This window comes from Streptomyces sp. CMB-StM0423 (assembly GCF_002847285.1).
GTDB lineage: Bacteria > Actinomycetota > Actinomycetes > Streptomycetales > Streptomycetaceae > Streptomyces.
In genome coordinates, this window is sequence record NZ_CP025407.1 from 1,300,228 (window position 1) to 1,326,562 (window position 26,335).

The following is a 26,335-nucleotide window of genomic DNA, read 5'->3' on the forward strand; positions in this document are numbered from 1 at the left end:
GCACCCGTCAGCACCAGGGAGCGAGCGACATGCCGGAGACCGCGGACGCAGCGGAGGTGCGCGGCGCGCTGGCCCGGCTGCGCCGGTTCGGCGGCGTGCCCGTCGCCTTCGGCGGGCTGCTCACGGACGGCGGGCGCAAGCTGCGGATCAGCGAGCTGAGCGGGACGGTGACGCTGTCCCTCCAGGGGCTCGGGGTGGCCACGGGCAACGGGCTCGGGGGCAAGGCCATCGCCTTCTCCCGCCCCTGCGCGGTCACCGACTACACCTCGTCCCGCGCCATCAGCCACGAGTACGACGGCCCGGTGGGCGCCGAGGGCCTGCGCTCGGTGCTGGCGGTGCCCGTGGTCGTACGCGGCCGGGTGCGGGCCGTGCTCTACGGCGCGCTGCGGGACTCGCTGCCGCTGGGCGACCGGTCGCTGACCGCGGCGGTGGAGACGGCGCGCCACCTGGAGCAGACCCTCGCCGTACGCGACGAGGCCCGCCGGCTCCTCGCCGTCGCCACGCCCACCGCGCAGCGGGCGGCGGACCCCGCCGCCTGGGAGAACGTCCGCACCGCGCACCGCGACCTGCGCACGCTGGCGCCGCGTATAGCCGACGAGGAGCTGCGCGCGGAACTGCTGGCGCTCTGCGACCGGCTGGCCTCGGCGGCCGTCACCGTCGTCCCGCCCGCCGGCGCCGGGCCGGACCGGACGGTGCTGGCGCCGCGGGAGCTGGACGTACTGGCGTGCGTCGCGACGGGCGCGACGAACGCGGCGGCGGGCGAACGGCTCGGGCTGCGGCCCGAGACGGTGAAGAGCTACCTGCGCTCGGCGATGCGCAAGCTCGGGGCGCACACCCGGCTGGAGGCGGTCACGGCCGCCCGCCGGGCGGGGCTGCTCCCGTAGCCCCCGAGGACTCCCGGGGCAGGTCACCCCTGGTGCGCCACGACGTTCACCACCTGCCCGTTGGGGTCGCGGACGAAGAACCGCCGCACGCCCCACTCCTCGTCGGTCAGCGGGTGCACGATCTCGGCGCCCGCGGCGCGCATCGCCTCGTGCGCCGCGTCGACGTCCGAGACCTCGATGCTCATGTCCGGCTCCACGGGCGCGGAGGCGTCCCGCTCCATGAAGATCAACTGCGCGGTTGGGTTGCCGGGCGCGGCGAGCGCCATCACCCACCCCAGGTTCATCACCTCCTCGAAGCCGAGACGCTCGTAGAACGCGCGGCTGGTCTCGAAGGACTCGGTCTTGATGTCGGGTACGACCCTCCTGATGCTCATGCCGCGGAGGCTACCCGCCGGCGGTGACAGCGCCGGGGGGGGAGCGTCCGGTGGGCGGTCGGGGGCGCCGGACGGGCGTCGGGGGCGCACACGTCCGGGCATACCGCGCACCCCCGTGCGGGGGCGGCGGACCGCGTGCGTCAGGGGCGCACGGCAGCACGTGCCTCCCCGAGGGCGACGCCACGGCGGCCAGGCGGGAAAATGGACCCGTGGCCGAACACTCCATCCTGAGCTGGAACGCGGACGGGCGCGCGCAGACCGCCCGCTGGTACGCCGCGGGCGGCACCCCGCCGCCGCGGCGCGTGGTGCCCGCGGACGACCGGATGTGCGCCGACATCGCGTACCGGCTGGTGTGCGAGGGCACGGCCGTGCTGTGGCAGGGCGACTACCACGGCGGGCGTCAGCTCCTCGCCGCGCTGGGCCGCCGCATCGACCGTCGCTCCGCCCGCCGGGGCCGGCGCCCGGCCGCACCGGCGGGCGGCCGGGCGACCGGCCCGGCGGACGCCTTCCACCGGCACCGGCAGGCCCAGGGCCACCGGGCGCGGGTGCTCGGCATGCTGCTCGTCCCGCTCGAACCCGGCCCGCGGGGCCCGGCCGTGCCGCTGCGCCGGGCGCCCGACGTGGCCGAGGCGGCGACCGCGGCGTACGGGCCCGTGACCGAGCCCGGCGCGGTGGCGCTGCGCGAGCTGCTCGGCGCGGTGGGGGCTCACGAGTGGCGCCGCAAGGGCGTGGACATACCGGCGCTGGGTGCCCGGGTGCACCCGCACTACGGGGTGTTCTCGCCGGTGCGCGGCGAGTACGTCGACCTCGTGGCCGAGGCCCCTTTGCCGGCGAAGTCGCTGGCCTTCGACGTGGGCACCGGGACCGGGGTGCTCGCGGCGGTGCTGGCGCGCCGGGGGGTGGAACGGGTCGTCGCGACCGACACCGACCCGCGCGCGCTGGCCTGCGCCCGCGACAACGTCGACCGGCTCGGCCTGGCCGACCAGGTCGAGGTGGTGGAGGGGAACCTGTTCCCGCCGGGGCGCGCGCCGCTGGTCGTCTGCAACCCGCCGTGGCTGCCCGCCAAGCCGACCTCCGCGCTGGAGCACGCCGTCTACGACCCGGGCGGCGGCATGCTGCACGGCTTCCTCGCCGGGCTCGCGGCGCATCTGGAGCCGGGCGGCGAGGGCTGGCTGGTGCTGTCCGACCTGGCCGAGCACCTGGGGCTGCGCGGCCGGGGGGAGCTGCTCGCGGCGATCGAGGCGGCGGGGCTGCGGGTGGCGGCCCGCCACGAGACCCGTCCCCGGCACCGCAAGGCGACGGACCCGTCGGACCCGCTGCACGCGGCGCGGGCGGCGGAGGTGACGTCACTGTGGCGGCTGACGGTGGCGGAATGACCGGGACCGAACGAGAGGGGCCGGCCGAGGGGGCGGAGTGAGGGGGTGCGGCGGGGCGCGAACGGGGGGCCGCGCGCGGCAGGCGTCCGGCATGTGGGCACGGCGCCTCCCGCCGCCCCGCCGTCTCGACGCCTCTGACCGGCGGTTGTTCCGGGAGGTTCCCGTGGGGTGGTCTCGCATCGCGGAACACAGGTGCCAGCGGGAGCAGGGCCCCGTACCGTCGTGGTGTGGACACCTCCGGACACGCCCTCGCTCCCCGACGCCGACCTCAGTTGTACGTTCCCGTGGAGGACGGAAGGAGCGGGATGCGGCTGCGGATGTTCCGCACGCCGCTGGGCACGCGCACGGCGGTGGCGTTCACGAGCCAGGCCGCGCTGGTGCGCGCGCTGGGTCCCGAGCAGAAGTGGGTACGCCTCGGGGAGCCTGCGCTGCGCGCGCTGACCGCGCCGCTGGGCGCCGAGCGGATCACCGTGGACCCGCTGCTCACCGCCCGCCGGCCGTACGCCCACTTCACCCCGCCGCGGTCGCAGGGCGAGCCGCGCGCCCAGCAGCGCCCCGCGCCCCCGGGCGCGCCGACGCCGCCGCAGCCGGCGACCCACTGACGGGCCCCGGCCGCTACCCGCGCGCTTCGCCGGTCCGCAACTCCTGCCGGCTGCCGGGTGCCAGCATCTCCAGCACCCCCGCCGCCTCCGCCTCGGCCTCCGGCCGCTCGGCGCGCGTCAGCGGGGCGAACGTCTCCAGGTGCATCGTCGCCGTGCCGTCGTCCTGCGTCACCCGCCACAGCCCGCGGACGAAGCCGTCGACGAGGAAGCTGCCGAAGATGCGGTCCCGCCGGTAGCTGCGGCGGCGGAACTCGTCCGACACGACGCGGGTGCGGTCCGCGTGCCCGAGCGTGAGGTTGTCGAACTCCCCGAGGAACCGCGCGGGCGCCGGGGTGTCCGCGGCCGGCCGCGGTGCCTCGGGCAGGTCGAACAGCTCGGTCCCGCGCTCGTCCCGGAACGTGCGCAGCCGGGGCCGCAGCTCCTCGAAGTGCGGCCGCAGCCGCGTCACCCCGCACCACGCCTGCATGTCCCGTACGGACGCGGGCCCGAAGGCGGCGAGATAGCGCAGCACGAGCCGGCCCGCGTCCGGGTCCGCGACCGGCTCGGCGCCCAGCCAGGACCGGACGGTGGCGTGCGTGACCTGCCCGCCCCTCCCCCACAGCCCGCGCGGCGGCGCCTGCACGAGCGGCACCCGGATGCGCGCGGCGACCTTCAGCGCGAGCGGGTCGTGCGCCGGCCACTCGCGCCGCAGTTCCTCGCCGATCTCGCGCAGCGGGACGGGCCCGGGCTCGGCCAGCTCCCGGGTCCGCACCACGAGCCGGTCGAGGTCGACGCCTTCGAGCCGCCCCCGGAAGGTCTTGAGTTCGCGCTCCAGGGCGGGGGTGCTGAAGGTGCGGAGGGTCAGGGCGTCGGCGGGGGTGTGCAGGTGGACGGTGGAGCGCAGGGTGACGAGCCGCACGACCTCGCGGCTCTCCAGCAGGCCGGACAGCGCGGCGGGGTCGAAACCGCGCAGCCGGGCGGCGAGCGCGTGGTACGGCGGCCGGGGCGCCTGCGCCTGGAGCCCGAGCAGATGCTCCACGGCGTCGGTCAGGGGCATGCCGACGCGGTCGAGGAGCAGTTGCCGGGCGAGGAGGGCGCGGTTGAGCCCGCGGGTGGAGAGGGTGGCGGTCCCGCTGGTCGTCGGCATGGCGCCCACGCTACGGGCCGTTGCGGACAGATCCTGTCCGCAAGCCCGGGACGCCGGGCGGGCTGAGAGGATCGGCGGGTACGGCGGCGACGACAGGGGAGACGGTGGGGACGCTCGACGGACAGCGGGGCAGCGCCGGGGGCGGGGACGGTGACGGGCAGGGGCCGGCGGAGCGCGACGGCCACGCAGGGGGCGCGGGGGCCAGTCGCGCGGACCCGGCCGCCGACGCCGGGGCCGGCCTTCCGCTGGGCGGCGGCGGGGGCGTGGCCGCCGGGGGCGGAGGTGCGGGCGTTGCGGTGGCGGACACCGGTCCCGCTCGCCCGGAGGACACCGCCGCCCGCGCGGAGCGCGGTCGCGTTCTCGCCCGGCGGCCTGGGCGTCGCCTCCGCGTCGTTCTCGGTGTCGCCGGCGGGCTGCCCCTGCTCGTCGTCTCCTGCGTGCTCGCGTTCCGCGTCGCCGGCGGCGACGGCGTGACTCCCCTGCCGCAGCTCGCCGCCTTCCTCCCCTGGCTGCTCGTGCCCGGAGGTTTCGGGCTGCTGCTGATGGGGCTCGCCCGCAGCCGGGCCGGTGTCGTGTGGGCGCTCGTCGCGGTCGCCGGGACCGCCTGGTCCGTACGGCCCTACGAGTCCGCCGCCGAGCCGCCGTCCACTCCGCCCAGGGAGGAGTTCCGGCTGCTCTCCGCCAACCTCAAGTTCGGCGACGCCACCCCCGCCCTGCGCACCGCGCTGCGGGCGTACGAGCCGGACGTCGCCCTGGTCCAGGAGTGCGACAGCCGCTGCGTCGAGGCCCTGCACGCCCCGGCGCTGCGGGCCGCGTACCCGTACCGCGTCATCGACGGCGGCGATCCCGCCGAGGGCTCCGCCATCCTCAGCAGGTACCCGCTGACCGAGGAGCCCGGCGTGCCCGGCACGCTGTCGATGCCCGCGGCCACCGCGCGCGTCGCGGGCGAGCGGGTGCGGCTCCAGGTCGTGCACCCGATGCCGCCGACGCCCGGGGCGATGGACGCCTGGCGCACCGAGCTGGGGCGCCTGCGGGACGCCGCGGCGGCGCGCGGGGAGGTGCCCACGGTCTTCGGCGGCGACTTCAACTCCTCCCAGGACCACGAGGCGTTCCGCGACATCCTGGACACCGGCCTGCGGGACAGCGCCATGCTGCTCGGCCGCTCGCGCACCCCCACCTGGCCGGCGTCGACGACGCCCCTCTTCGGCGCCCAGATCGACCACGTGCTGGTGAGCGACCGGCTGAGCCCCGCGGACATCGAGTTCCCCGAGCTGGCCGGGACCGACCACCGCGCGGTGCTCGTGGAGCTGCAGTTGCGCTGAGCCGTGGCCGATACTGCCCGCATGGACCGTCACGAGTGGGCCGCGCGGACGCTGTCCGTACGGCCGGGCGACAGGGTGCTGGAGATCGGCGCCGGGCACGGGGTGACCGCGTCGCACGTGTGCGCGGAGCTGGCCGCGGGGCCGCGGGACGGGGCGCCGCGGTTCGTCGGCCTGGACCGGTCCGCGAAGATGACCGCCGCGGCCGGGCGCCGGAACGCCGCCCACGTCGCCGCCGGGCTCGCGGAGTTCAGGACCGGCGGCTTCCCCGCGGACCTCGCCGCCGGGCAGCCCTTCGACCTGGCGTACGCGTTCAACGTACGGCTGCTGTGGACGGAGCCCGCCGCCGCCCGCGCGGCCAGCGTGCTGCTGCGGCCCGGCGGGCGGCTCTCCGTGTTCTTCCAGTTGCCCTCCTGGAGCGCCGCGACCCACCGCGAGGTCGCCGCGCGCGCGGCGCGGACGCTGACCGCGGGCGGGCTCGACGTGACCGCCGACGGCCACGACGAGGCCGTCGAGAGCGGCTACGTCACGGCCAGGACCCCGTCCGGCTGAGGGATCTCAGGCCACGTCGCCGATCCGGCCCGCCGCCCCCCGCTCCCGGTGGATCGGCGTGTGCGCGCCCGTCAGCGGCACGCCCGTGCCGCCCCGGCGGGCCGCGACGATCTCCCCGGCGATGGAGACCGCGACCTCCTCCGGCGAGCGGGCGCCGAGGTCGAGGCCGATCGGCGAGCGCAGCCGGGCGAGTTCGAGGTCGGTGACGCCCGCCTCGCGCAGCCGCCGGTTGCGGTCCAGGTGCGTGCGGCGCGAGCCCATCGCGCCGACGTACGCCACGGGCAGCCGCAGCGCGGCGGTCAGCAGCGGCACGTCGAACTTGGGGTCGTGGGTGAGCACGCACAGCACCGTGCGCCCGTCCAGCTCCCCCGCGGCCAGCGCGTCCGCCAGGTACTCGTGCGGCCAGCGCACCGCCACCTCGTCGGCCTCCGGGAACCGGCGGGCCGTGGCGAAGACGGGGCGGGCGTCGCAGAGGGTGACGCGGTAGCCGAGGAACTTGCCGATGCGGACCAGCGCGTGCGCGAAGTCGATCGCGCCGAAGACCACCATCCGCGGCGCCGGCACGCTCACTTCCACCAGCAGTGTCACCGGCTCCCCGCAGCGCGCGCCCGCCGCGCCGACCGGCACCGTGTCCGTACGCCCCGCGTCGAGCAGCGCGGCGGCCTCGGCGGCGGCGGTGCGCTCCAGCGCGGCGCCGTCCCAGTCCGGCAGGCCGGGCAGCGGACCCGCGAAGCGGCCGTCGTACGTGCCATCGGGGCGTACCAGCAGCGCCTGCCCGACCAGCGCGGCCGGCCCGCCGACGACCCGCGCGACCGCCGCGGCCTCGCCCTGCGCGGCGGCGGCGAGCGCCGTACGGAGCACGCCGCCGGCCGTGACCGGCGTGACGAGGATGTCGATCTCCCCGCCGCAGGTGAGCCCCACCGCGAACGCGTCCTCGTCGGAGTAGCCGAAGGACTCCAGCACCACCTCGCCGGTTTCGAGGACCTCCCGGCACAGCTCGTACACCGCGCCCTCGACGCAGCCGCCGGACACGCTGCCGACCGCCGTGCCCGCGGCGTCCACCGCCAGCGCGGCGCCCGGGCCGCGCGGCGCGGAGCCGCTGGTGCCCACGACGGTGGCGACGGCGAAGGGGCGGCCCTCCGCGCACCACCGGGCGAGGTCGGCAGCGATGTCCAGCATGCTGATCAGCTCCTCACAAGGCCGCTGGTCCTATTTGACACCCATCCACTGCTCGATCGGATGGAGCGCGAAGAAGACGACGAACACGGCGGTCAGCACCCACATGAAGGGGCCGGGCTCGCGCCACTTGCCCTGGGCGGCCCTGATCGCCGTGTACGAGATGACGCCGGCGGCGACGCCCGCCGTGATGGAGTACGTGAACGGCATCAGCACGACCGTCAGGAACACCGGCACGGCCACGCCCCGGTCGGCCCAGTCCACGTGCCGCGCGTTCGCCATCATCATGGCGCCGATGACGACCAGCGCCGCGGCGGCCACGTTGCCGGGCACGATCTGCGCCAGCGGGGTGAACAGCAGCCCCAGCGCGAACAGCAGCCCGACGACGACGCTCGAAAGACCGGTGCGGGCACCCTCGCCGACGCCGGTCGCGGACTCCACGAACACCGTCTGCCCGGAGGCCCCCGCGGCGCCGCCGACGGCGCCGCCGGCGCCGTCGATGAACAGCGCCCGCGACAGCCCCGGCATCCGGCCCCGCTCGTCGGTGAGCTTCGCCTCCGTACCGACGCCGATGATGGTGGCCATCGCGTCGAAGAACCCGGCCAGCACCAGCGTGAAGACGATCATGCTCACGGTCATCACGCCGACGTCGCCCCAGCCGCGGAACGACACCTCGCCGAGGAGGCCGAAGTCCGGCGTGGACGTGACCCCGCCGGCCGGCAGCTCCGGCGCCCGGCCGTTCGCCCACGCCTCCGGCTTGAGGTCGGCGACCGCGTTGACGACGACCGCCGCGACCGTGCCGGCGACGATGCCGATGAGGATGGCGCCGGGTACGTTGCGCGCCTGGAGCATGAAGATCAGCAGCAGGGTGAGGCAGAAGACGAGCACGGGCCAGCCGCGGAGCTGGTCGTTCACGCCGAGCGTGACGATCTTCGCCTCGCCGGCCTGCACGAAGCCGGCGTTCACCAGGCCGATCAGCGCGATGAACATGCCGATGCCCATGGTGATGGCGTGCTTGAGGGCCAGCGGGATCGCATTCATGATCATCTCGCGCAGCCCGGTGACGGCCAGCAGCATGATCACGACGCCGTACGCGACGCACATGCCCATCGCCTGCGGCCACGTCATCTGCGGCGCGACCTGGCTGGCGAGCACGCCCGAGACGCTGAGCCCGGCGGCCGCGGCCAGCGGCACCTTGCCGAAGAAGCCCAGCAGCAGGGTGGTGACCGCGGCGGCCAGCGCGGTGGCGGTGATCAGTCCGGACTGGGCGAGGACGTTGCCCGCCGCGTCCTCGCCGCCCAGGATCAGCGGGTTGAGCAGCAGGATGTAGGCCATCGCCATGAAGGTGGTGAGCCCGCCGCGCACCTCGCGCGCGACCGTGGAGCCGCGCCGGGATATCCCGAAGTGGCGGTCGAGCCACGAGGTGCGGCCGGAGGCGGCGGTGCCGGAATGCCCGGCCGGCGCTTCCGCGCGCCGGTCGACGGAGGACTGGGTCATGCGTTCTCCCAAGGTTCACAGGGGCACCCGCGGTTGCGGGATTTGGGATGGGTGGTGCTGCACGACCCGGGGGACGGCCCGAGGCGAAGGGAACTGCTGGTGCGGTGGTGCCGTTTCAGGTGGGGTTCAGTGGGGTTCAGTGGGGTTCAGTGGGGTTCAGTGGGGTTCAGTGGGGTTCGGGTGCGGATCAGGTGCCGGTGAGGTGCTCCGGCCGTACAGGGGCCTTGGTCAGGGCCAGTCCTGTGGCCTGGCGGATGGCGGCGAGCACCGCCGGGGTCGCCGAGAGCGTGGACGCCTCGCCGACGCCGCGCAGCCCGTACGGCGCGTGCGGGTCGGCCAGTTCGAGCACGTCGACGGGGATGGCCGGGGTGTCGAGGATGGTCGGGATCAGGTAGTCGGTGAACGAGGGGTTGCGCACCCGCCCGGTCGCCGGGTCGACCACGATCTCCTCCATCACCGCCACGCCCAGGCCCTGCGTCGTGCCGCCCTGGATCTGCCCGACGACGGACAGCGGGTTGAGCGCCTTGCCGACGTCCTGGGCGCAGGCCAGCTCGACGACCTTGACCAGGCCGAGTTCGGTGTCGACCTCGACGACCGCGCGGTGCGCGGCGAAGGAGTACTGGACGTGGCCGAAGCCCTGCCCCGTCTCGATGTCGAAGGGCTCGGTGGGCCGGTGCCTGAAGGGCAGTTCGACGTCCACGGCCGGCTCGCCGTCGAGCACGTCCGCCAGGGCGGCGAGGACCTCGCCGCCGTCCGTGACGACCTTGCCGCCCTCCAGCAGCAGTTCTGCCGTCGCCCACGCGGGGTGGTACGTGCCGAGCTTGCGCCGGCCGAGGGCGAGGACCTGCTCGCGCACCGCCGCGCAGGCGTTCCGTACCGCGCCGCCCGTCATGTACGTCTGGCGGGAGGCGGAGGTGGAGCCGGCGGAGCCGACCCGGGTGTCGGCCGGGGCAATGACGACCCGGGCGACGCCGAGTTCGGTGCGGGCGATCTGTGCCTGCACGGTGATGCCGCCCTGGCCGACCTCGGCCGCCGCGGTGTGCACGGTGACCACCGGCTCGCCGCCGACGGCCTCCAGCCGCACCCGGGCGGTGGAGAAGTCGTCGAAGCCCTCGGAGAAGCCGACGTTCTTGATGCCGACCGCGTAGCCGACGCCGCGTACGACGCCCTCGCCGTGGGTGGTGTTGGACAGCCCGCCGGGCAGCGCCCGTACGTCCGCGGCGCCGCCGGCGCTCTCCCACTGCCGCTCCGGCGGCAGCGGCCTGGCCTGCACGCGGCGCAGGATCTCCGCCACGGGCGCCGGGGAGTCGACCTGCTGCCCGGTCGGCAGCCGCGAGCCCTGCGACATGGCGTTCAACTGCCGGAACGCCACCGGGTCCATGCCGACCGCCGCGGCCAGCCGGTCCATCTGCGCCTCGTACGCGAAGCACGCCTGGACGGCGCCGAAGCCGCGCATCGCGCCGCAGGGCGGGTTGTTGGTGTAGAGCCCGACGGCCTCGATCTCGACGTCCTCCACGACGTACGGGCCCATGGACAGGGACGCCGCGTTGCCGACGACGGCCGGGGTGGAGGAGGCGTACGCGCCGCCGTCGAGGACGATGCGGCAGCGGGCGTGAGTGATCCGTCCTTCGGCGGTGACGCCGTGCTCGTAGCGGATCCTGGCCGGGTGGCGGTGCACGTGGCCGAAGAAGGACTCGAAGCGGTCGTAGACCATCTTGACCGGCTTGCCGGTGCGCAGCGCCAGCAGGCAGGCGTGGATCTGCATCGACAGGTCCTCGCGCCCGCCGAACGCGCCGCCGACGCCGGAGAGCGTCATGCGCACCTTCTCCTCCGGCAGCCCGAGCACCGGCGCGATCTGCCGCCGGTCGGCGTGCAGCCACTGGGTGGCGACGTACAGATCGACGCCGCCGTCCTCCGCCGGCACCGCGAGCCCTGACTCCGGGCCGAGGAACGCCTGGTCCTGCATGCCGAACTCGTACTCGCCGGTGACGATGTGGTCCGCCCTGCGGGCCGCCGCGGCGGCGTCGCCGCGGACGACCGGCTGGCGGTGGACGATGTTCGGGTGCGGTACGTGCCGCGCGTGGCCGTCGGCGCGGTCGGGGTGCAGCACGGGCGCGCCGGGGGCGAGCGCGGACTCCTCGTCCGTGACCAGCGGCAACTCCCGCCACTCGATGCGGATCTTCGCCGCGGCCCGGCGGGCGGTCTCGGGGTGGTCGGCGGCGACCAGCGCGACCGGCTCGCCGTGGTGGCGCACCCGGCCGGCGGCGAGCGCGGGGGTGTCGGCGATCTCCAGGCCGTAGTTCTTCTGCGCGGCGGGCAGGTCGTCGTACGTGAGCACGGCGTAGACCCCGGCCTGGGCGAGGGCGGCGGAGGTGTCGACGGCGACGATCTCGGCGTGCGCGTACGGCGAGCGCAGCGTGTGGCCCCAGACCATGTCCTCGTGCCACAGGTCGGAGGAGTACGCGAACTCCCCGGTGACCTTCAGCGTGCCGTCGGGGCGCAGCTTGGACTCGCCGATGCCGCCGGCGGTCTGCGAACCCTGGGTGAGGCTGGTCGGGATGCGGGTGACGTCGGACATCAGGCCCCCTCGCCCCTGCGGGCGGCGGCGAGCCGGACCGCGTCGAGGATCTTCTCGTAGCCGGTGCAGCGGCACAGGTTGCCCGACAGGCCCTCGCGGATGTCGGCGTCCGACGGCGACATCGGCCAGGGGCAGCGCTCCAGGAGGTCGTCCGCGGCGACCAGCAGACCGGGGGTGCAGAAGCCGCACTGCACGGCGCCGGCGTCGACGAACGCCTGCTGGACCGCGGAGAGGCCGTCCCCCGCCAGCCCCTCGACCGTGACGACCTCGCGGCCCTCGGCCTGCCCGGCGGCGACCAGGCAGGCGCACACCGGCACGCCGTCGAGCCGTACCGTGCAGGAGCCGCACTCCCCCTGTTCGCAGGCGTTCTTCGAGCCCGGCAGGCCCATCCGCTCGCGCAGCACGTACAGCAGGCTCTCGCCCTCCCAGACGTCGTCGGCCTGCTGCTCGCGGCCGTTGACGGTGAACGTCACCCGCATCACGCGGCTCCTTCGGCTCGTGTGGCTCCCGCCGCGCCCCGGCGGTACGACTCCCAGGTCCAGCCGAGCGTGCGGCGCGCCATGACGCCGACCGCGTGCCGGCGGTAGCGCGCGCTGCCGCGCACGTCGTCGATGGGGTTGCAGGCGCCCGCCGCCAGCTCGGCGAACTGCCGGGCGAGCGCCGGGGGCAGCGTCCTGCCGCTGTCCCAGTAGCCGCCCTCGGCCAGCGCGGCGTTCAGGAACTCCTCGGCGGCGGTGGCGCGCACGGGCGTCGGCGCGGCCGAGCCGATGCCGGTACGGACCGTGCGGGTGCCGGGATGCAGCGCGATGCCGAACGCGCACACGGCGATCACCATGGCGTTGCGGGTGCCGACCTTGGAGAACTCCTGCGGCCCCGTGGCCTTCTTGACGTGCACCCACTTGATCAGCTCGTCGGGCGCGAGCGCATTGCGCTTGACGCCGGTGAAGAACTCGTCGATCGGGATCCGCCTGCTGCCCCGTACGGACTCCGCCTCCACCTCGGCGCCCGCGGCCAGCAGCGCCGGGTGCGCGTCGCCGGCCGGGGAGGCGGTGCCGAGGTTGCCGCCGACGCCGCCGCGGTTGCGGATCTGCGGGGACGCCACGGTGTGCGCCGCCCGCGCCAGACCCGGCAGCGCCCCGCCCAGCTCCGCCATGATGCGCGCGTACGGCACGGAGGCCCCGAGCCGCACGGTGTCGGCGCCCGTCTCCCACTCCTCCAACTCGCCGATGCGGTTGAGGTCGAGCAGGTACTCCGGGCGGCGGTGGTCGAAGTTGATCTCGACCATGAGGTCCGTGCCGCCCGCGATCGGTACGGCCTCCGGGTGCTCGGCCTTGGCGGCGAGCGCTTCCGCCCAGCTTGGGGGGCGCAGGAAGTCCATGGGTCCTCTCGGCTTTCCCTCGAAAGTGCGGGTGCGTGCTTGAGCTGTTGACGGAACGTGGCCCAAGTACACAGAAACGCCGCCGTCCGGGTGCAGTCACGGAAAACATGAAGCAAGGGGCAGGCCAGAACCCGGTTCTTGTAGATTCGAACGAAGTCCGGGGCATCCTTCCCCTGCGGGACATCCCACGACGACCGCCCGGCGCCCCGCGCGCACGGGCGGGCGGGCCGACGCACGACCGACAGCAAGGGGACGCGCATGAGGCTGCGGGCACTCCTGGACTCCGAGGCGCTGGGCCTGCGGCTCCTCGGCGGCGCGGACGAGCTGGACCGCACGGTGCGGGGCGTGATGACCACCGACCTGACGGACCCGAGCCGCTATCTGTCCGGCGGCGAACTGGTCCTCACCGGGCTCGCCTGGCGGCACGGGCCGCAGGACTCCGAGCCCTTCGTACGGATCCTGGCCGCGGCCGGTGTCGCGGGGCTCGCGGCGGGCGAGGCGGAGCTGTCGGGCGCGGGGGTGCCGGAGGACCTGGTGCGCGCGTGCGCGCGGCACCGGCTGCCGCTCTTCGCGGTGGACGAGGACGTCGCGTTCGCCGCCATCACCGAGCACGTCGTCCGCCAGGTCTCCGGCGAGCGGGCCGGCGATCTGGCGGCCGTGGTCGAGCGGCACCGCCGGCTGATGTCGTCCGGACCCGCGGGCGGCGGCCCCGACGTGGTGCTCGACCTCCTCGGCTCCGATCTGGACCTGCGCGCCTGGGTGCTGTCCCCCACCGGCCGGCAGATCGCCGGCACCGCGGCCGGTGCGGCCGGGGGGCGGCTGCCGGCGCAGTTGCGGGCGCAGTTGGCCGGCGAGCACCTCGGGGCGCTGCGCGGCGGCCGGCCGGGGCCGCACCGGGTGACGCTGCCGGCGGCGGGCGGGGGCGTGACGTACTCGCTCTTCCCCGTCGGCGGCGGGCGGGACCTGCGCGAGACGGTGCTCTCCGACTGGCTGCTGGCGGTGGAGGCGGATGCCGGGGAGTGGCCGCCGGAGCGGCTGGACCTGGTGCACGGCGTCACGCAGTTGATCGCCGTGGAGCGGGAGCGGCGCGACGCCGCGCGGTCGGTGCGGCGGCGGCTGGCGCAGGAGGTGCTGGAGCTGGTGCAGGCCGGGGCGCAGCCCGCGGAGATCGCGGCCCGGCTGCGGGTGGCGGTGCCGGTGCTGCTGCCGGGGATCGGGGCGGCACCGCAGTGGCAGGTGGTGGTGGCGCGGGTCGAGTGGGAGGTTCCGTACGGGCAGCCGGGGATCGCGGGTGGTCCGGTGGCGCAGGCGATGCTGGAGGAGATGCTCGCGGGCGCGGACCGGGACCCGGCCGAGCGGATCGCGGTGGCGCACACCGGCGACGAGGCGGTGGCGCTGGTGCCGCTGCCCGCGGTCCCGGCGCGGGCGGCGGCGGACGGACGGCCGGAGGAGGGCGGCGCGGACCCCGGCGCGGCGGGCGGCCGGTCCCGGAAGGGCGCCGCCGGGGGTGCCGGGCCGGGCCGCGGGCGCACCGGCGGCCCCGGGGCGGCGAGCGGCGCGGTGGCCGGCGCCGGGCTGCGCGCCGCGGTGCTGCTCGCCGCCGTACGGGAGCCGCTGGCCCGCGCGCTGGCCGACGACGGCCGGCTCACGCTCGGCATCAGCGCCGCGGTGCACTCCTCGGAGGGGCTGCGCGGCGCCCTGGAGGAGGCCCGGCACGCGCGCCGGGTCGCCGCCGCCCGGCCGGGCAGCGTGTGCGCCGCGGGCCACGAGGAGCTGGCCTCGCACGTGCTGCTGCTGCCCTTCGTCCCCGACGACGTACGCCGCGCGTTCACCGCCCGGCTGCTGGACCCGCTGCGCGCGTACGACCACCGCCACCGGGCGGAGCTGGTGGCGACCCTGGAGGCGTTCCTGGACTGCGACGGCTCCTGGACCCGCTGCGCGGCCCGCCTCCACCTGCACGTCAACACGCTGCGCTACCGGGTGGGCCGCATCGAGCAGCTCACCGGCCGGGACCTGGCCCGGCTGGAGGACAAACTCGACTTCTTCCTCGCCCTGCGCATGCGCTGACCGCCGCCGCCCGGCCGGGCGGCGTGTCCGCCGGAGGCCACGAGGAGCCGGCCCCGCACGTGCTGCGGCTCCGCGCGCTGAACGTCGCCGTCCGCGCCGAACGTTCGGGCGCGTCGTTCCCGTGTCGCGGGCAATCCGTTGGCCAAGATCTTGTGAAGTCGTTCACGCAAGCTCTTGGCCCAGGGCAGACTTCGTGCTGAGATTCGACTCACACTGGGCTGCGTTGATTCTTGTTGTTCCTTGGCTCGACGGCGCGTTGGGGAGGCAAAAGTGGCGGATACCGCCATGGCACGGTCGGAATCGGTGATGTCGGAGGATCCGCTGGAGCGGGCGATCTGGCGGCTGCGCTCGCGCGGCTGCTGGGACGACGCCGCGGCGCTCCTCGACGACACCGCCGGGACCGACGCCGAGGCGGCGCGGCAGCGCGCGGCGCTGCTGGTGGAGCAGTGCATGTTCACGGCCGCCGGCTGGGAGCGCGCGGAGGACGCGGTGCGCAACGCGGAGGCGCTGTCGATCGACGGGGAGAACCGCGGCGTCACGGCGTGCGAGCGGGGCTATCTCGCGTACGCCTCGACGCTGTTCCAGGAGCGCGACCGCTCCGACGAGGCCCGCGCGGCGCTCGGCCGCGCCGCGGCGCTGCTGGCTCCGACGTCGCCGTACCGGCCGATGCTGGACTTCCGGCGCGGTCTCGTCGCCCAGCACCTGACGAAGAACGCGACGGCGGCGCTGGCGGCGTTCCGCCGCGCCCACGCGGGTGCGGAGGAGCAGGGCGACCTGCTGCTGTGCTCGTTCACCTGGCGCCACCTCGCCTCGCTCGCGGCCGACGCCGGCGACCTCGCGGAGGCGCGGCACGGCTTCCGCGAGTCGCTGCGGCTGCGCGAGGAGGTGGGCTACCTGATCGGTACGGCGCCGGCGCTGATGGCGCTGGCCGACGTGGAGTCGGAGCCGGAGGCGGGCCGGCTGCGGGCGGAGGCGACGCGGCTCGTGCGGCTGCTGGACGGGGTGCCGTCGTGGCTGGCGGAGCAGTTGGGTGAGGAGCCCCGGCGGGTGGCGGCGGCGGACTGACGCGGCCCGCGGGGTCCCGGCGAGCGGCCGGGCCGACGCAGTGCGGAGAGGAGTTCGGCCGTAAGGACAGTCCATTTCCGGCCGTCTTCACCGCCCGTATCCGCGGCTACGCGCCCGCCGCCGCGTCCCGCTCCCGGTGCACCGCGACGCCCGCGACGACCAGCGCGATGCCCGCCGCCTCCGCCGCGCCCGGCACCTGGCCGAGGACGGCCACGCCCATGAGCGCCGCCGTCGCCGGCAGCAGCGACAGCATCAGCGCGAACGTCGCCCGCGGCACCCGCGCCATGGCGAGCTGGTCGCACACGTACGGGATCACCGACGAGCACACCCCCACCCCGAACGCCGCCGCCAGCAGCACCGGCGACGTCACGGCCGCCGCACCCTGCGCGAGCCCCGCCGGCGCCGCGACCACCGCCGCCACCAGCATCGCCGCGCCGAGCCGCCCCACCCCGGACGCGCCGCCGTCCGCCGCGAGCCGGTGGCCGAGGACGACGTAGAGCACGAACAGCGCGCAGTTGCCGAACGCCAGCGCGAGCCCGAGCGGTTCCGCGACCAGGTGCACGTCGGTCAGCAGCGCGACGCCCGCGAGGACCAGCGCCAGCGCGGCGACGTTCCGCCGGGTCCGCACCCCCGCCGCGGCCAGCACCACGGGCCCCAGGAACTCCACCGCCCCGACCGTCCCCAGCGGCAGCCGCTCAAGGGCCAGATAGAACGTGCAGTTCATGGTGGCGAGCACGGCGCCCATCGCCACCAGAAGCCGCCGCTGGTACGGCGTCGCCGCGCGCCAGTCGCGCCACGGCCGCCGCCAGACGGCGAAGACCAGCGCCGCCGAGGCGATCCGCAGCCAGGCGACGCCGAGGACGTCGAGGCGGGCGAAGAGCAGGACGGCGCACGCCGGGCCGAGGTAGTGGAAGACCGCGGAGGAGACGAGGAACGCCGGCGGCGGCACCCGCTCGGCGGCCAGGGCGAGCCGGCCGCCGGAGGCGGCGGCGGGGCTGCGGGGCAGGGAGTCGGCCACGCAGGAATCGTCGCAACGCACGCCTCCGCGGGCCATGGCGAACCGGAAAGCCCGGCGGCGGATCGCTTTGCACTCAGGGGTACGAAACGGGCGTCCCCCGTGCCAAGGTGAAACGGTGGACGCACTCGACCGCTCGATCCTGACCGAACTCGACGCCGACCCCCGGCTGTCCATGGCCGAGCTGGCCCGGCGCACCGGCGTCTCCGTGCCCACCGCCCGCGAGCGGGTGCGGCGGCTGGAGGAGTCCCGGGTGATCCGCGGCTACCGCCTGGACGTCGACCCGGCCGCCCTGGGCTACCCGGTGGCGGCGTTCGTCCGGGTGCGTCCCGGGCCGGGGCAGTTGCCGCGGATCGCGGCGCTGGCGCGGAGCCTGCCGCAGGTCAGCGAGTGCCACCGGATCACCGGCGAGGACTGCTTCCTGCTCAAGGTGCACGCGACGGACCTCGACACCTTCGAGGAGGTGCTCGACCGCTTCCTGCTGCACGGGCAGACGACGACGTCGATCGTCCAGTCGACGGCGGTGCCGCCGCGGACGCCGGGGCTCGGCGCCTACGCGGAGGAGGACGGCGGGACGGGAGCCGGGGGCGGCGGCGGTGCGCGGGGGCGGGTTCCGTAGCGGCTGCGGCTAGGGTTGCCGGGCGTGGACCTCGATGCCGTACGCACCTTCGTCGCCGCCGCCGACACCGGCCAGTTCCAGGAGGCGGCGGCCGAGCTGATGCTCACCCAGCAGGCCGTCTCCAAACGGATCGCCGGGCTGGAGAAGGGCCTCGGGGTGCGGCTGTTCACCCGTACCGCGCGCGGCGCGAAGCTCACCATCGACGGCCAGGCGTTCCTGCCGCACGCCCGCGCGCTGCTGCAGGCCGCGGAGCGGGCCGCGGCCTCCGTACGGCCCGGGAGCCGGGCGCTGCGCGTGGACGTGGTCGGGCGCCGGGTCGCAACCGCCGGGCTGCTGCGCGACTTCCACCGCGCGCACCCCGAGGTGGAGCTGGACGTCGTCACGGTCTACGGCGGCGGCCCGGCCGTCGACGCGGTGCGCGACGGCACGATCGACGCGACGTTCCGCACGCTACCGCCGCCCGGCCGGAAGCTGCCCGACGACATCGCCGTCGGGTACGTGATGTACGAGCCGCTGCAGCTCGTCACCGGCCCGGCGCACGAGTTCGCCGGCGCCCGTTCCGTCAGCCCCGCGCAGCTCGCCGGGCACCGGATCTGGATGCCGGGCAACGATCCGGGCACCGAGTGGGCCGCGTACTACGAGGACATGGCCGCGGAGTTCGGCTTCGTCATCGACGCGGTGGGCCCGAACTTCGGCGTCGAGAGCCTGCTCGACACGATCGCCGAATCCGCCGCGGTGGGCACCTTCCTCAGCGAGCGGACCCCGCTCGTCTGGCCCGTCGACTACGACCTGTGCCGCATCCCCCTGCTCGACCCGACCCCCGTCTACCCGCACCTGCTGCACTGGCACACCCACAACGCGCACCCCGGCCTCGCCCTGCTGCGCGACTACGCCGCCGCCCGCAGCCCGCGCCACGCAGCCGCGGACACTACCGGGACCTGGGCCCCGGCATGGTCCCGCTGACCGGCCCGCTGACCGGCCCGCGGACCGGTCGGCCTGCCGCGGTGGCAGCGGTAGCCGGACGTCGGCCCGCGAGGGGTGCACGAGCCTCCGGCCGCCCGGCCGCGAGCCATCGTTTCCGCCCGGGAGAACCCGGGGAGTAGGCGCCGGGTCGCCGGTCCGGCGGTCCGCACTGCCCGGCCGCCCCCTCCCAGGAGTCGCCGGGCGTCTCGCCCGCCCATCCTCGGAGGTCGGCACCGTCGCGGCGGGAGGCGGCGATGAGTTTCCGGCCGCCGGCTGGTCTGACGTGCAGCGGGTGCGTTCGCACCGGCGTGACGAGCCAAGGAGCAGCACATGTTCGACCTCGAACCGCAACGGGCCGCCGGCAAGGTCCTCCTCCACTTCAGCATGTCGCTCGACGGCTTCGTCGCGGGCCCCGGCCACTCCATGGGCTGGCTGGCCGGCGTCACCGGCCGCGACGGCGTGGTGGAGGAGTACGTCGAGACCACCGGCGCGGTCCTGGGCGGGCGGAACGGCTGGGACCGCGACCCGACCGCCCGGCCCTACACCGAGGACTGGAAGGGCCGGATCTTCGTCCTCACCCATCATCCGGAAAGCGCCACACCCGCCGACGGCGTCACGTTCCTCAACTGCGACGTGGCCGAGGCGGTGCGGATCGGGCTGGCGGCCGCCGACGGCAAGAACCTCGAAGTCCTCTCCCCGACCATCGGCCGCCAACTGCTCGAACGCGGCCTGGTCGACGAGATCGGCCTGCACATCGCGCCCGTCCTGCTCGGTGACGGCATCCGGCTCTTCGACAACCCCGGCGGCACGCCGGTAAGGCTGCGGCACGCCCAGGGTGCACAGCCCTTCGCCGAGGTCGACGTGCGCTACCACCTCGTCGCGGAAGGGTAGGGAGCCGCCGCGGGGCGACGGCGGGGCCTCCGTCAGGACGCGCCCGCCGCCGGTGTGAAGCGCACCGCGTCCGCGACCACGTAGCCGTCGGTGGCGTCGTTGCGTACCCGTACGGCCGCCGCCGTCCCCGCCGCGAAGGTGTGCCGGCCCAGCACCACCCACTGCCCGCCGCGCGAGCGCTGGTCGACGGTGTACGTCTGCGTGCCCCCGGCGTGTTCCACGTCCACCGGCACGTTCGTCGCGCGGTTGGCGTCGGCGGTCCACCACAGCGCGACGTCCCACGCGCCGGCGGCCGGCAGCTCCGGCCGGAAGCGCATCCAGACCGTGCCCTTGCCGGTGTTGTCGTCGTGCACGTAGTCGGAGCCGTAGTAGTTCGAGATCGCGGTGCTGCTCTTCCAGGTGCCGGCGGAGGTGACGCCGGTGGCGGAGACGTTGTCGACGACGATCTCGCCGGGCTCGCTCGGCGGCCACTCCAGGAACTGCCCGTCCGCGCGCAGCCGCGCCTGCAGCGCCGCGACCGGCACCTGCTGCACCGCGCCGCCGCGGTCGAGCGCCATCCGCGCGGCGGTCGCCGCGGACTGCGCGAGGATCATGAAGACCGGCTCCATCCGGATCGAGCCGTACGCGATGTGCGAGGCGGACAGCGCGACGGGCACCAGCAGGTTGGTGCACTGCGCGCGCTTCGGCGTCAGCGAGCGGTAGCTGATCCCGTACGGCGCCCGCACCCCGACCTGCACATCGCCCTCGTTGCGCGCGACGCCGTCCACGACCAGGCGGCGGCAGTTGTGCGAGTCCATCGTGTACGAGGCGAGCCCGACGGAGTCCGCGGCGCGCACCGCGCCGCGGCAGTCGTGCTCGGTCATGACGTACGCGGAGACCATGCGGCGCGCCTCGCGGATGTAGAGCAGCGGCGGCCAGCCGCCTGAGCCGGTGAACTCGTCTCGCGGCAGGCCCCAGGCGGCGGTCTGGGCGCGCACGGACTCCGGCAGCCGCGCGTCGTTGGCGAGGAACCACATCAGGCCCTGCTGGTAGTCGACGTGTTCGGCGTGGATGCGGGCGCGCTCGGCGTACGTGCCCGTCGGATAGCCGAAGTTGAAGCCGATGTTGTCGGTGGAGAACGCGCCGTTGTTGTTGGAGTCGGTCTTGCCGCCGCCCATCTGGTGGGTGGTGTAGAACGGGCCGCGCCAGCCCGCCTGGACGTAGCGCAGGAGGAGTTCGTAGCGCATGGGGTCGTAGCCGGCGGGCTTGGGGAAGGGGATGCGGTCGGCGGCCTGGGTGAGGCACATCCGGAAGCAGTACGCCTGGATCGCCTCGTCCGCGGTGCCGTCGGGCGCGAGCGCGTCGGCGGCGACGCCGGGCAGCAGGCCGCTGGCGGGGCTGCCGGGGGTGACGTAGGGGTCGACGGGGTGGACGAACTGGTGCTTGTCGCGGTGCTGGACGCCGTTGAGCGTCTCGTCGTACGCGGCGTTGCCCTCGCGTCCGGTGGTGAAGTCGACGCCGGCGCGGGCCATCAGGTCGCCCTCGTACGTCGCGTCCACGAACACCCCGCCCTCGTACGCGCGGCCGTCGTCGGTGACGAGCAGGCGGATGCGGTCGCCGCGGCGGTCGGCGGAGCGCAGCCGGGCACCGAGCACCACGGGCACGTCGTGCTCGGCGAGGAGGTCGGCGAAGACCTCGGAGGCGACGTGCGGTTCGAAGGTGTAGCGGGCCGGGGAGTCGTCGGTGACGGGCGTGCCGTGGTACTTGGCGTACACCCGGCGGTAGAACTCCAGGGCCAGACCGCCGATGGCCGAGGTGTTGCCGGTGTCGGTGGCGCCGAGGCCGCTGGTGGTGAGGCCGCCGATGTGCCGGGTGGGCTCCAGCACCACGGCGGTGCCGCCCATCCGGCGCATCTGCACGGCGGCGATCACCCCGGCCGAGGTGCCGCCGTAGACCACCAGGTCGGCCCGGAAGGGGCCGCGGCCCCCGGCGTACGCCCTCGGGCCCAGGGCGGGCAGCGCGAGACCCGCGCCGCCCGCGGCGAGCAAACCACGTCGAGAAAGCGCTTTCTCTGCCATGGTTCCGGAGTGTGCCCGCGCCCCGGAGGGACGTCAACGCATCCGTACGCCCGGATCCCAGTCGGCCGGCAGCGCCGCCGGCACGGCGAAGCCGGCGCCCGGGACGGGCACGAACTCCCCGTCCCGCGCCGACTTCTCGACCGCCGCCATGGTCTCCAGCACGTGCTGCGCCAGCTCGCCCGACGCGCGGTGCGGCTCGCCCGCGGCCAGCGCCCTGGCCATGTCGAGCGCGCCCATGCCGCGCCCCGCGGTCGCGCCCGCCGCCTCGATCTCCGTCCACTCCGCCGAGCCCGCGGGCCGCAGCCGCAGCGAGCCGTCGAAGCGGTTCGGGTCGGGCAGCGCGAGCGTGGCCTCGGTGCCGGTGATCTCCACGAACCCCTGCCGGTTCAGCGGGGAGTCGAAGCTGACCACCAGCGAGGCGGTCTGACCCGCCGCGTAGTCGAGGAGCGCCGCGACATGCGTGGGCACCTCGACCGCGAACTCCGTGCCCGCCTTGGGCCCTGACCCGATCATCCGTGTCTCGCGCGCCCTGCGGGCCACCGCCGCGACCCGCTCGGCCGGGCCGAAGAGCGTGGCCAGACATGTCAGGTAGTACGGGCCCACGTCGAACAGCGGCCCCGCGCCGCGCCGGAAGAGGAACTCGGGGCTGGGATGCCACGACTCCGGGCCCGGGGTCTGCATCAGCGCGAGGCCGCTCAGCGGCACCCCTATCGCCCCGTCGTCGACGAGCCGGCGCGCCGTCTGCAGCCCGGCCCCGAGGAACGTGTCCGGGGCGCAGCCGAGCCGCACGCCCGCCCCGGCGGCCCGGGTGACCAGCTCGGCACCGGAGACGGGGTCCAGGGTCAGCGGCTTCTCGTTCCACACGTGCTTGCCGGCGTCGATCGCCGCCGCGGCCACCTCGTGGTGGGCGGCGGGGACGGTGAGGTTGACGACCAGTTCGACGCCGGGGTGGGCGAGGGCGTCCCGAGCGCTGCCGTGCGCCGGTACGTCGTACGCGGCGGCCTGCGCGGCGGCGCGTTCGGCGTCGAGGTCGGCGCAGAACAGCACGCGCAGGTCGGGGAAGGCGGTGAGGTTCGTCAGGTACTGGTCGCTGATCGTGCCGCAGCCGACGACGGCGACGCCCAGGGGTTCTCCGGCGGTCATCGGCGCTTCCCTTCCAGCCAGTCGAAGCTCTCGCGGACGGCGGTGAGCATGTCGGTGGCGCAGGCGTCGAGTTCGACGATGTGGCGGCGGGCGCCCGCGCCGGCGGCGAGCACGGCCTCCACGGGCATCCGGCCGGCGCCGACGGCGGTCATCGGGTCGTCCTTGGTGACGGGCCCGTCCTTGATGTGCAGGTGGGTGACGCGCTCGCCGAGGCGGCCGAGCAGCGCGGGTACGTCCTGGCCGCCGACCGCCGCCCAGTACGTGTCCACCTCGAACTGCACCGGGGCGTCGAGCCCGGCGAGCAGGTCGGCCAGCACCTCCAGCGCGGGGACGCCGCCGACGTGCTGGGACAGCTCGAACTCGTGGTTGTGGTAGCCGAGCGCGAGGCCCTGCCCGGCGGCGCGCTTCGCGGCCTCGGCCAGTTCACCGGCCACCGCGCGCACCCCCTCGGCGTCGGCGAACCGCTCCGGCGGCAGATACGGCACGAAGACGGTGTCGGCGCCGACCGTGCGCGCGCCCCGGAAGGCGGCGTCGGCCTGCTCCGGCCCGGCGAGCAGGTGCGCGTGCACGGAGCCGGCCGCGAGGCCGGCGGTGTCCAGGTCGGCGCGGAGCGCCTCGGGGTCGGTCAGCACGTCGTAGCACTCGACCTGGCGGTAGCCGAAGCCGGCCAGCGCGGCGAACGTGCCGGGCCGGTCGGCGGCGATCTCGTCGCGAACGGTGTAGAGCTGCACGCCCAGGGACGGGCTCATGGTCTCCTCCGGCGATCGTTTTCGACAATTTTTCGCTCGCCAGTTGACGCTAGGAGCCGGGCGGACCTCCGTCAACACCCTTGACAGGGTCGGAAGTCGAAGGTCAGGCTGGCCAAAGTTTTCGAAAAGGACTCCGCCATGCCGCCCGAACAGGCCACCCTCAGCGACATCGCCGCCCGCGCCGGCGTCTCGGTGTCGACCGTCTCCAAGGTCCTGCACGCCCGCTCCGACGTCGCCCCCGCCACCCGCGAGCGCATCGCGAGACTGCTCGCCGACCACGGCTACCGGCCCTCCCGCGGCGCCGGCGTCGTCGACCTCGTCATCGGCAGCCTCAACAGCCCGTGGGCGGACGCCCTGGTCACCGGCGCCGTCGAGGCCGGCGCCGAGGCCGACTGCCGGATCGTCATCGACAGCGTGCCCGACAGCGCCGACATCCTGCGCCACACCCTGGAGCGCATCATGGCGCGCGGCAGCGACGGCGTCCTGCTCGTTCACCAGGTACCCGCGCCGGAGACCCGCGCGCGGCTGGCGGCCAAGCGCATCCCGCTGGTCGCCATCGACCCGCCGGCAGAACCGGGCGCGGGCGTACGCTCCGTGGGCTGTACGAACTGGCAAGGCGGCCTCGCCGCGACCCGCCACCTCATCGAGCTGGGCCACCGCCGCATCGCCACCCTCACCGGGCCGCTGACGATCTGGTCCGCCCGCGCCCGCTTCGACGGCTACCGCGCCGCGCTGCTGGAGGCCGGGCTGCCGGTCGAGGAGGAGCTGATCCGCAACGCCGACTTCTTCGCGCCCGACGGCCGCGCCGGGGCGCTGGCGCTGCTCGACCTGCCCGAGCCGCCCACGGCGGTGGTCGCGGCGAACGACGGGCAGGCGTTCGGCGTGCTCCAGGCCCTGGCGGAACGGGGGCTGCGGGCGCCGGCGGACATGAGCGTCACCGGCTTCGACGACACCCCGGTCGCCGCGTGGGCGGCACCGCCGCTGACCACCGTCGTCCAGCCGCTGGAGGCGATGGCGGCCACCGCGTTCCGGATGCTGCGGCTGCACGGCGAGGGCGGGGCGGCGCAGCCCGAGCAGGTGGAGCTGGCGACCACGCTGACGGTACGGGCGTCCACGGGCCCGCCGCCGGCCCGCTGAGCCCGGAGCGCACGCGCCCCGGCGTCCGCCGCCGGATTCGTTCCGTACGCGCCGCACGGCTCCCCCGCTCCCCCGCCCGCACCCGCAAACCCGCACCGCCGTCACGACCGACTGGAGCATCCGCATGGCCCTGTTCGATCTGCCCCTCGCCGAGCTGCGCGACTACCGCCCCGAGCGCGAGGAGCCCGCCGACTTCGACGACTTCTGGAGCCGCACCCTCGCCGAGGCAGAGGTGGCGGCGGGCGGCCTGGCACCGGAGTTCCGCCCGTACCCGACGGGGCTGACGGCGGTCGACGTGCACGACGTGTCCTTCGCCGGCTGGGGCGGCCACCGGATCTCCGCCTGGCTCGTCCTGCCGCGCGGCGCCGACGGGCCCGTGCCGTGCGTCATGCACTACATCGGCTACGGCGGCGGCCGCGGACTCCCGCACGACCACCTGTTCTGGCCCGCCGCCGGCCGCGCCGTCTTCGTCGTCGACACCCGCGGCCAGGGCGCCGCCCACCGCAACAACGCCGGCTCCACCCCCGACCCGTACGGCACGGGCAACGCCCAGACCCCCGGTTTCATGACCCGCGGCGTGCTCGACCCGGAGGAGTACTACTACCGCCGCGTCTTCACCGACGCCGTACGCGCCGTGGACGCCGCCGCCGCGCACCCGGCGGTGGACGGCGACCGGATCGCGGTCGGCGGCGGCAGCCAGGGCGGGGCGATCGCCACCGCGGTCGCGGGGCTGCACCCGGGGGTACGGGCGGCGATGATCGACGTGCCGTTCCTCAACCACTTCCGCCGGGCGGTCGCGATCACCGACAAGAACCCGTACCAGGAACTGGTCCTCTTCCTGGCGACGCAACGGGACGCGGACGAGCGGGTGTTCCGGACCCTCTCGTACTTCGACGGGCTCAACTTCGCGGCCCGCGCCACCGTGCCGGCGCTGTACTCGGTGGCGCTGATGGACGAGGTGTGCCCGCCGTCGACGGTCTTCGCGTCGTACAACCACTGGGGCGGGCCCAAGGGCATCGAGGTCTACCGGTGGAACGGCCACGAGGGCGGCGGGAACGACCACCGGGTGACCTCGCTGGCCTGGCTTCAGACGTAGCGGTCCGGGGCGCCCAGCAGCTCGCGCAGCACCGCCTCGGCCGCCGCCGCGTCGCCCGCCGCGAGCGCGTCGACCAGCGCCTGCCGGCGGGCGGGCGCGGCCGCCGGGGGCCGCGCCCTGGCCCGCAGTTGGCCCGCGACGCGGGCCAACTGGCGGTTGCCGGAGAGCGCCACCAGTGCCTCGTGGAACTCCGCGTCGTCGCCGGTCAGCCGGCTCAGCGTCAGCCGGCGCTCGGCCGGCAGCCCGGCCGCCAGCCGGTGCAGCAGCGGCACGAGGAGCAGCGCGCGCACCTCCGCCAGCTCGGCCAGGTCGCGGGCGCTGGGCGCGAGGATCCGGAAGCCGCGGTTCGGCAGTATCTCCACCGCACCCTCCGCGGCGAGTTGCTGCATGGCCTCGCGCACCGGGGTCGCCGAGACGCCGAACCGCTCGCCCAGCGCGGGCGCGGAGTACACCTCGCCGGGCCGCAGTTCGCCGTCCGCCACCGCGGCGCGCAGCGCGTCGAGCACCTGGCCGCGTACGGAGTGCCGGCGCACCCCGGCCGGGGTGCGGCGCCGGCCGGGTACCGCCGGCGGATGCGGCACGTCCTCCACTGGTTCCCCCGATTCGCGACAGAAGTACGCCCACTGGGCGGCGCTCGCGCCCCACGGTAACCCGGCGCCCCTTGCCCCTTC

General features: G+C 75.5%; 24 protein-coding genes. 12 read left to right on the plus strand and 12 right to left on the minus strand.

From position 1 onward, the window contains the following. Positions 1-29: 29 nt before the first annotated feature. Positions 30-884 (plus strand): helix-turn-helix transcriptional regulator, encoded by an 855-nt coding sequence (locus tag CXR04_RS05480; RefSeq protein WP_101420755.1) that lies wholly within the window; start codon positions 30-32, stop codon positions 882-884. A 23-nt stretch (positions 885-907) separates the two neighbouring features. Here the strand turns inward: CXR04_RS05480 and CXR04_RS05485 are convergent, their stop codons facing one another. Continuing rightward, positions 908-1,258, minus strand: coding sequence for a VOC family protein (locus tag CXR04_RS05485; protein WP_101420756.1), 351 nt, complete (start codon positions 1,256-1,258; stop codon positions 908-910). Positions 1,259-1,467: 209 nt separating this feature from the next. On the opposite strand from CXR04_RS05485, the gene CXR04_RS05490 reads away from it, so the two are divergent. Together CXR04_RS05490 and CXR04_RS05495 are read left to right on the plus strand one after the other, a co-directional pair. After that, the gene (locus CXR04_RS05490) at positions 1,468-2,634 is read left to right on the plus strand and encodes a methyltransferase (RefSeq protein ID WP_101420757.1); all 1,167 of its coding nucleotides are present in this window, start codon (positions 1,468-1,470) and stop codon (positions 2,632-2,634) included. Between the two features lie 284 nt (positions 2,635-2,918). Further along, positions 2,919-3,236: an SAV_915 family protein gene (locus CXR04_RS05495; RefSeq protein ID WP_324840889.1), complete on the plus strand. Its 318-nt coding sequence runs from the start codon at positions 2,919-2,921 to the stop codon at positions 3,234-3,236. A 13-nt stretch (positions 3,237-3,249) separates the two neighbouring features. Here the strand turns inward: CXR04_RS05495 and CXR04_RS05500 are convergent, their stop codons facing one another. Further along, positions 3,250-4,362, minus strand: coding sequence for a winged helix DNA-binding domain-containing protein (locus tag CXR04_RS05500; protein WP_199850395.1), 1,113 nt, complete (start codon positions 4,360-4,362; stop codon positions 3,250-3,252). Positions 4,363-4,466: 104 nt separating this feature from the next. Between CXR04_RS05500 and CXR04_RS05505 the strand changes: the two genes are divergently transcribed. Then, positions 4,467-5,684 (plus strand): endonuclease/exonuclease/phosphatase family protein, encoded by a 1,218-nt coding sequence (locus CXR04_RS05505; RefSeq protein WP_101420759.1) that lies wholly within the window; start codon positions 4,467-4,469, stop codon positions 5,682-5,684. 21 nt (positions 5,685-5,705) lie between these two features. Continuing rightward, on the plus strand, positions 5,706-6,233 hold the full coding sequence (locus CXR04_RS05510) for an SAM-dependent methyltransferase (protein ID WP_234380073.1): 528 nt from the start codon (positions 5,706-5,708) through the stop codon (positions 6,231-6,233). 6 nt (positions 6,234-6,239) lie between these two features. Here CXR04_RS05510 and CXR04_RS05515 read toward each other — a convergent pair whose 3' ends face one another. The 5 genes from CXR04_RS05515 to CXR04_RS05535 form a co-directional block, all read right to left on the minus strand. Further along, positions 6,240-7,412 carry an XdhC family protein gene (locus CXR04_RS05515; protein ID WP_101420761.1) on the minus strand — a complete coding sequence of 391 codons (1,173 nt, stop codon included), beginning with the start codon at positions 7,410-7,412 and terminating at the stop codon, positions 6,240-6,242. Positions 7,413-7,442: 30 nt separating this feature from the next. Continuing rightward, a complete protein-coding gene (locus tag CXR04_RS05520) occupies positions 7,443-8,906 on the minus strand; it encodes an NCS2 family permease (RefSeq protein ID WP_101420762.1) in 1,464 nt (487 codons plus the stop codon). Positions 8,907-9,093: 187 nt separating this feature from the next. Then, entirely contained in the window at positions 9,094-11,484 is a 2,391-nt protein-coding gene (gene pucD, locus CXR04_RS05525) for a xanthine dehydrogenase subunit D (protein WP_101420763.1), read from the minus strand. Beyond that, on the minus strand, positions 11,484-11,963 hold the full coding sequence (locus CXR04_RS05530) for a (2Fe-2S)-binding protein (protein ID WP_101420764.1): 480 nt from the start codon (positions 11,961-11,963) through the stop codon (positions 11,484-11,486). The genes pucD and CXR04_RS05530 overlap by 1 nt, the downstream gene beginning before the upstream one ends. Then, a complete protein-coding gene (locus CXR04_RS05535) occupies positions 11,963-12,862 on the minus strand; it encodes an FAD binding domain-containing protein (protein WP_101420765.1) in 900 nt (299 codons plus the stop codon). Before CXR04_RS05535 ends, CXR04_RS05530 begins: the two co-directional genes overlap by 1 nt. Before the next feature lie 258 nt (positions 12,863-13,120). Between CXR04_RS05535 and CXR04_RS05540 the strand changes: the two genes are divergently transcribed. Beyond that, positions 13,121-14,929, plus strand: coding sequence for a PucR family transcriptional regulator (locus CXR04_RS05540; RefSeq protein ID WP_101420766.1), 1,809 nt, complete (start codon positions 13,121-13,123; stop codon positions 14,927-14,929). 285 nt (positions 14,930-15,214) lie between these two features. After that, on the plus strand, positions 15,215-15,994 hold the full coding sequence (locus CXR04_RS05545) for a hypothetical protein (protein ID WP_101420767.1): 780 nt from the start codon (positions 15,215-15,217) through the stop codon (positions 15,992-15,994). A gap of 106 nt (positions 15,995-16,100) precedes the next feature. Here the strand turns inward: CXR04_RS05545 and CXR04_RS05550 are convergent, their stop codons facing one another. After that, positions 16,101-17,012, minus strand: coding sequence for an EamA family transporter (locus CXR04_RS05550; protein WP_234380074.1), 912 nt, complete (start codon positions 17,010-17,012; stop codon positions 16,101-16,103). A gap of 115 nt (positions 17,013-17,127) precedes the next feature. On the opposite strand from CXR04_RS05550, the gene CXR04_RS05555 reads away from it, so the two are divergent. The 3 genes from CXR04_RS05555 (at position 17,128) to CXR04_RS05565 (ending at position 19,482) form a co-directional block, all read left to right on the plus strand. Then, positions 17,128-17,628 (plus strand): Lrp/AsnC family transcriptional regulator, encoded by a 501-nt coding sequence (locus CXR04_RS05555; RefSeq protein WP_101420769.1) that lies wholly within the window; start codon positions 17,128-17,130, stop codon positions 17,626-17,628. Positions 17,629-17,652: 24 nt separating this feature from the next. Next, positions 17,653-18,591 carry a LysR family transcriptional regulator gene (locus tag CXR04_RS05560; RefSeq protein WP_101420770.1) on the plus strand — a complete coding sequence of 313 codons (939 nt, stop codon included), beginning with the start codon at positions 17,653-17,655 and terminating at the stop codon, positions 18,589-18,591. Between the two features lie 330 nt (positions 18,592-18,921). Continuing rightward, positions 18,922-19,482: a dihydrofolate reductase family protein gene (locus tag CXR04_RS05565; protein ID WP_101420771.1), complete on the plus strand. Its 561-nt coding sequence runs from the start codon at positions 18,922-18,924 to the stop codon at positions 19,480-19,482. 32 nt (positions 19,483-19,514) lie between these two features. On the opposite strand, the gene CXR04_RS05570 is transcribed toward CXR04_RS05565, so the two are convergent. From CXR04_RS05570 to CXR04_RS05580, 3 genes are read right to left on the minus strand one after another with little or no spacing between them, the layout of a single operon-like run. Then, the gene (locus CXR04_RS05570) at positions 19,515-21,539 is read right to left on the minus strand and encodes an FAD-dependent oxidoreductase (protein WP_234380075.1); all 2,025 of its coding nucleotides are present in this window, start codon (positions 21,537-21,539) and stop codon (positions 19,515-19,517) included. Positions 21,540-21,572: 33 nt separating this feature from the next. Then, positions 21,573-22,682 carry a Gfo/Idh/MocA family protein gene (locus tag CXR04_RS05575; protein ID WP_101420773.1) on the minus strand — a complete coding sequence of 370 codons (1,110 nt, stop codon included), beginning with the start codon at positions 22,680-22,682 and terminating at the stop codon, positions 21,573-21,575. Continuing rightward, positions 22,679-23,431 carry a sugar phosphate isomerase/epimerase family protein gene (locus tag CXR04_RS05580; RefSeq protein ID WP_101420774.1) on the minus strand — a complete coding sequence of 251 codons (753 nt, stop codon included), beginning with the start codon at positions 23,429-23,431 and terminating at the stop codon, positions 22,679-22,681. Before CXR04_RS05580 ends, CXR04_RS05575 begins: the two co-directional genes overlap by 4 nt. A 138-nt stretch (positions 23,432-23,569) precedes the next feature. On the opposite strand from CXR04_RS05580, the gene CXR04_RS05585 reads away from it, so the two are divergent. Together CXR04_RS05585 and CXR04_RS05590 are read left to right on the plus strand one after the other, a co-directional pair. Continuing rightward, on the plus strand, positions 23,570-24,568 hold the full coding sequence (locus CXR04_RS05585) for a LacI family DNA-binding transcriptional regulator (protein ID WP_101420775.1): 999 nt from the start codon (positions 23,570-23,572) through the stop codon (positions 24,566-24,568). 124 nt (positions 24,569-24,692) lie between these two features. Continuing rightward, a complete protein-coding gene (locus CXR04_RS05590) occupies positions 24,693-25,664 on the plus strand; it encodes an acetylxylan esterase (RefSeq protein WP_101420776.1) in 972 nt (323 codons plus the stop codon). Here the strand turns inward: CXR04_RS05590 and CXR04_RS05595 are convergent. Beyond that, on the minus strand, positions 25,655-26,245 hold the full coding sequence (locus CXR04_RS05595; RefSeq protein WP_324840903.1) for a GntR family transcriptional regulator: 591 nt from the start codon (positions 26,243-26,245) through the stop codon (positions 25,655-25,657). The two genes, CXR04_RS05590 and CXR04_RS05595, sit on opposite strands and share 10 nt — an antisense overlap. Positions 26,246-26,335 lie beyond the last annotated feature (90 nt).